The sequence below is a fragment of the Longimonas sp. genome (assembly GCF_046498435.1).
Taxonomy (GTDB): domain Bacteria; phylum Bacteroidota; class Rhodothermia; order Rhodothermales; family Salinibacteraceae; genus Longimonas.
This window is the reverse complement of record NZ_JAWOAR010000205.1, coordinates 1-4,829: the sequence shown is the minus strand read 5'-3', so window position 1 is coordinate 4,829 and position 4,829 is coordinate 1. Positions and strand designations below refer to the sequence as shown.

The 4,829-nt window shown below is 61.1% G+C and carries 6 protein-coding genes and 1 pseudogene; 6 read left to right on the top strand and 1 reads right to left on the bottom strand.

The features are described 5' to 3' along the window. Positions 1–103 (bottom strand): annotated as a pseudogene (locus R6U20_RS07690) (VapC toxin family PIN domain ribonuclease); the annotation flags it as partial. Here R6U20_RS07690 and R6U20_RS07685 point away from each other — a divergent pair. The 6 genes from R6U20_RS07685 to R6U20_RS07660 all read left to right on the top strand — a co-directional run bounded on the left by R6U20_RS07685 (position 98) and on the right by R6U20_RS07660 (position 4,642). Then, positions 98–271, top strand: a complete 174-nt coding sequence (locus tag R6U20_RS07685; RefSeq protein WP_410337275.1) for a hypothetical protein — start codon at positions 98–100, stop codon at positions 269–271. The pseudogene R6U20_RS07690 and the gene R6U20_RS07685 sit on opposite strands and share 6 nt — an antisense overlap. Positions 272–360: 89 nt before the next feature. Then, entirely contained in the window at positions 361–1,308 is a 948-nt protein-coding gene (locus tag R6U20_RS07680; protein ID WP_410337274.1) for a helix-turn-helix transcriptional regulator, read from the top strand. A gap of 47 nt (positions 1,309–1,355) precedes the next feature. Beyond that, positions 1,356–1,709, top strand: a complete 354-nt coding sequence (locus tag R6U20_RS07675) for a hypothetical protein (protein ID WP_410337273.1) — start codon at positions 1,356–1,358, stop codon at positions 1,707–1,709. Between the two features lie 785 nt (positions 1,710–2,494). Beyond that, on the top strand, positions 2,495–2,857 hold the full coding sequence (locus R6U20_RS07670) for a hypothetical protein (RefSeq protein ID WP_410337272.1): 363 nt from the start codon (positions 2,495–2,497) through the stop codon (positions 2,855–2,857). A 31-nt stretch (positions 2,858–2,888) separates the two neighbouring features. After that, positions 2,889–3,659, top strand: a complete 771-nt coding sequence (locus R6U20_RS07665) for a hypothetical protein (protein WP_410337271.1) — start codon at positions 2,889–2,891, stop codon at positions 3,657–3,659. Positions 3,660–3,775: 116 nt separating this feature from the next. Then, entirely contained in the window at positions 3,776–4,642 is an 867-nt protein-coding gene (locus tag R6U20_RS07660) for a vWA domain-containing protein (protein ID WP_410337270.1), read from the top strand. The last annotated feature ends 187 nt before the right edge of the window (positions 4,643–4,829 follow it).

The following is a 4,829-nucleotide window of genomic DNA, read 5'->3' as shown; positions in this document are numbered from 1 at the left end:
CTCCAAAACGCAGTTCTGCCACAGTGATTGCTGATAAATAGAGCGTTTCTAGTGATTGTGTATCAATCCAGTTAATAACACGGGCCTCAGGAGCACGATGCAACCCGAGCGCATCGTGGCAATTGGGCGCAAAGCCGAACGCGCGTTCAACGAGCTGGAGGCCGATCCTACCTACGTGCGGCATCCCTCGCACGGCGGGTCCAAGAAATTTGCCGCCGGTATGGAGGCCATTCTGAGCGATATGGGCCTGCCCACCGCCGCCAGCGCGTAGCCTGAACCGGTCTATTGGGAAGCGGGAAGCATCGCTGCCGCACCGCGTTGGCACCGTCCGCCGTCTGTTTCGAAATACCTCCTGCTCTTGTGGAATCGACCGACCGCTGGCCCGCCATCCTTGCACTGCTGAGCGCCGATCGGTGGGTGCGCGCTGAAGACATGGCCGCCCAACTCGGCATCAGTCCGCGCACGGTATACCGCGAGATGCAGCGGCTCATGGATGCTGATGCGCCGGTCGAAGCAGTCCCCGGATATGGCTATCGGCTGGATGCAGAGCGGATGCGCCCGGTGCGCACCCTGACCGATGACGAACGCGTGGCGCTGACGGTGGGGGCTGCGTGGGGCGCTGCGCAGCTTAGCGGTCGGTGGCAGGCGGCGGCCCATGGCGTGCAGGGCGACCTCCGCGCTTCGCTCCCCGAGGCCATGCAGCGACGGGCGGCATCGCTCACAGAAACGCATGTGCGCGGCCCGGCTCAGTCCACTCCGCCGCGCGATACGGTGGCGCATCGTCTTCAGAAAGCGATTGGGGCGGAGCAGACGGTGCGTGTGGAGCACGCGGAAGATACCGACAAAAAGGCGAAGCCCGTCCTCCTGAATCCCTATGCGCTGGTACGTGCTGGAACGGTGTGGCAGGTGGTCGGCTACGTGCATCGGACGGAGCGGGTGCAGCACATCGCACTGTCCACGATCACCGACCTGCATACAACCGACGACACGTTCGAGCGTCCGCCGGGCTATCGGTCTACCGCGCGCCCGGCGGCATCTCCTGAACGGACCGTCCGCGTGCGGTTTGCTACAGAGGTGGCAGAGGCGGTGGCCGTGCCTGCGGTAGCCACGGTTGTAGAGCGGGAGGCGACGCTGCAGGGCCTGCGGATGACGCTGCGCGTAGCGCACGAGCGCGATCTGGTGCCGTGGCTGTTGAGCTGGGGCGCCAAGGTGTACGTGGAGGCGCCAACTGCACTGCGTAATCAGCTTGTTGAGGTGGCGCAGCGCATCGCCGAGCAGTATCCGACAGCGCCCACGCTCTTGTCGTAGCACCTGCGCCCGAGTCCAATGAATTTGTTGACGCTAAACGTATGAATATGTACACGTTACTTGCATTCGGAGTGGTCGTGTACATCGTGCGGGATATGCTGCGGACATGGACGAAGACGCGGGCCGAGGCGACCTCGGATGCGGCGCTACGGGCCCACGTGGCGACACTCGAAGAGGAGGTCGACCGGCAGCAGGATGCGCTTCAGACGGACATCGCTGTGCTTCGTGAGGAGCAGGACCGCATGACTACGCGCCTGGAGCACCTGGAGACGATTGTAACCCACGAGGCGTGGGAACGGTGGGGCGAGGACACGTCCACCCACATCGATCCGCCCGACCAGCGGCCCGACGCCTCGGCCTCCGAGATTGCGGCCCAGTGGGCCCGGAAGATGCGTTCGTAGGTCCAGATAGACTCTGACGGGATCGTAAAGCTCTCTGTATCTCCCGAAAAAATGACCCGCATGGTTTGCGATTGGGTATAGCAACCCGCACATTGGAAGCGGTATGCATCGTAGTGCTCTGTCAAGGATAATTTTTCGGGTTGTGTGATAGTATGGAATCCCTCCCCCTAAATCCCCCTCCTCCGAGGGGGACTTGGGAAGTGGCCTCTCACAGTTCCTTCCTCCCCGGGGAGGACAGGAAGGATGGAGGGGAAAATACGCATCTGAACCCAACCTTTCAGGGTTGACACAGCAGTAGTGCTCTGTCAACCTTCATTTTGATGGTTGCCCTGGCATCATCCCCCAACGAAGCGTGTCATGGTGAGCGCAGTCGAACCATCTCCTCGCGGCCTGGTAACGCCAGATGGACAGGAGGCCCCTGCCAACCTTGGGGGAGGTCTTTATTCACTGCGTTCATCAGTCGCTTCGCTCGTGTCGGGACTCCGCGTCTCCTTGGCGGAGCCGCTCCGCTCAAGATGACAGTATGTAAACGGGGCATGTTGTAACCCACACATTGACCGTTGACACTATAGTAGGGTCACCATGTAAATGCCACCAGCCCTTTACTGAAGTGCTGGGTGGACAGTGCGTACTGCTGCCCGCTTTGACGTATGGAACGAAACTTGTGGCTTATGCCAGAGGCTCCAGCCGCTACGGCACGGGCTTCTATCGATTTTCTGCATTTACCTTTGTTACAAATGGCTGCTGATACTCCGTTGCTGTGCAGCTCCTGCTCAATTCTTGGTATGTCGCTTTGGCGAAGTCGCGCGCGACTCTATCCAACACACATTGAACTGTCGGGATGGACATGGACCGGACGCGTGGTGCGCCGCGTGCCGCTGTCTGCCATTGCATCGGTGCGCTGGTGGGGCGGAAAGCAAGACATCAATCTGGAGCTGACGCTGTCCAACGGCGGGTTGGTCGCGTTGTATCTGGAGGAGAGTGCAGGCACGTGGAACTACACGCTGCGCCGCTTGCGCATGGAAATGAAAGAGGCATCAGCAAATGACGAGCCGACACATAGCACCCATGAAGCGAATGAACCCTCATCTGATGGGGCGATATCGGAACGCACCGTGCCGCACTGGGTCGGAGTAGCACCCTCGTGAATAGTCCTCTTCTGCTTTCCTCGACGCTATTATGATCCGTTCTGCCGTTGCTGCGCTGCTTCTCGCTGTATGTATGGGATTTGGATCGGCGGGGGCACAGTCGGTCGATCATATTGAGGATGAAGCTCTGGCTGAAGCGCTCACAGAGATCGACGAGATGCGCAAAGCGGGCGAGTTTGGGTCGGCGTACGGACGGCTGCGCGACCTTCGGGAGGACCACCCCGATCACGTTGAAGTGCTCTGGCGCACGTCAGCCACTGAGGTGAACATGGGCGAACAGCGTGACAACAACACCGCGTTCTTTGAACGTGGACTCGAAACAGCAAACGCCGCCCTCGAAGCGGATTCCTCAAATGGATACGCACACTTTGCCCGCTCTATGGCGGAAGGGCGTCTGGCACTGTCGGCTGGCACGCGCGAGCGCATCGAACGCTCGCGTGCGGTGAAGCACCATGCCGACCGCGCGATTGAACTCGAAGACGACATTGATGGCGCCTACAATGCTCGCGGACAGTGGAACCGCGAAGTCGAAAGCCTCGGCTTCATGTCGCGTGCCATCGTGCGCACCGTCTACGGCGGGCTGCCTGACGCCTCCTACGAAAAAGCAGTTGAGGACTTCCAGGCGGCCATCGAAATCGAAGATCGCATCTTGCATCGCTATGAACTGGCGCGCACCTATGTGGCCATGGACCGCCCCGACGATGCTCGCGAGCAGATCGACATTCTGCTCGATATGCCCAAGGTCTACTACAACGACGCCGATCTGAAAGAGCAGGCCCGCGACCTCCGCGACGACCTGTAGCCACGCCTTCTGCGTGCATTTCCGGCGGTCGTCTCCTTCTGTGCATGCCCCCTGACACAGCGTCCTGGGGGATGCTCCATTCGTGTTCTGTTTTGTGATCTATCTCAGCCTACTGTATGGCCTACTCTGCGGAAATCAGCCGCGAACAGCCCACCGCTTTTCTCTTTCTGCTGGACCAGTCGGCCTCCATGCAAGACCGCTTTGGCGGCGCCGAACAGAAGGGCGATGCGGCCCCCAGCAAGGCCCGCGTTCTGTCGGATACGGTGAACCGGCTGATGCAGAACCTGGTCTTGCGCTGCGCGAAGGAAGATGGCGTGCGCGACTACTTTCACATCGGCGTGATTGGCTATGGCGAACGCGTGCAGCCGCTCATCGAGCCGGGCGAGTCGGTGCAGAACAGCACCGGACTGATCCCCATCAGCCACCTGGCCGAGCGTCCGAAGCGCATGGACGAACGCCTGCGTGAGGTGGATACCGGCGACGGGCGCACCGAAGAGAAGCGCGTAAAAGTGCCCGTGTGGTTCGATCCGCACGCCAAAAACGGCACGCCCATGTGCCAGGCGCTCGACCTGGCTGCGCAGTCGGTGCGCACATGGATCGACCAGCACCCGCACAGCTTTCCCCCCGTCGTGCTGAACGTAACCGACGGCGAGGCCACCGATGGCGAGCCGCTTCGCTACGCCCAACAGCTCCGCAGCTTCGCCACCGACGACGGCGAGGTGCTGCTCTTTAACGTGCACCTGTCGTCTTCAGAGGCCCCGTCGGTGGAACTGCCCTCGGCCCCCGGCGAGCTGCCCCGCACCGACGAATACGCGGAGACGCTCTACCAGATGTCAAGCACGCTGCCCTTCTCCATGCGCGCCGCCGCCGAGCAAGAGGGCTACACCGTGAACCTGGACACGCGCGGTTTTGTGTTCAATGCCGATCCGGTCGCGCTTGTGCGGTTCCTGGAGATCGGCACGCGCCCCAGCAATCTGCGGTAGCGGGGAAGGAAGGGTTGCAGGTTGAAAGGTTGGAAGTATCGAGGTGTGCGAGAGGGAAACTTCCCGGTTTGGGGACGCTGGAGCGTCCCAGCAGGGGTGGTAACGCGGAGGGGCCATAAGGTCATGCCTTTGGTGCATTGTCATGAGAGTGGGAAATAAGTAGACAGGAACGCAAATCGTGCGCCCC

Bases quoted from the DNA above. Each gene is read 5' to 3' on its own strand.
- R6U20_RS07685 (WP_410337275.1), top strand. From the start codon at position 98: ATGCAACCCGAGCGCATCGTGGCAATTGGGCGCAAAGCCGAACGCGCG.
- R6U20_RS07670 (WP_410337272.1), top strand. From the start codon at position 2,495: ATGTCGCTTTGGCGAAGTCGCGCGCGACTCTATCCAACACACATTGAA.
- R6U20_RS07665 (WP_410337271.1), top strand. From the start codon at position 2,889: ATGATCCGTTCTGCCGTTGCTGCGCTGCTTCTCGCTGTATGTATGGGA.
- R6U20_RS07660 (WP_410337270.1), top strand. From the start codon at position 3,776: ATGGCCTACTCTGCGGAAATCAGCCGCGAACAGCCCACCGCTTTTCTC.
- R6U20_RS07675 (WP_410337273.1), top strand. From the start codon at position 1,356: ATGTACACGTTACTTGCATTCGGAGTGGTCGTGTACATCGTGCGGGAT.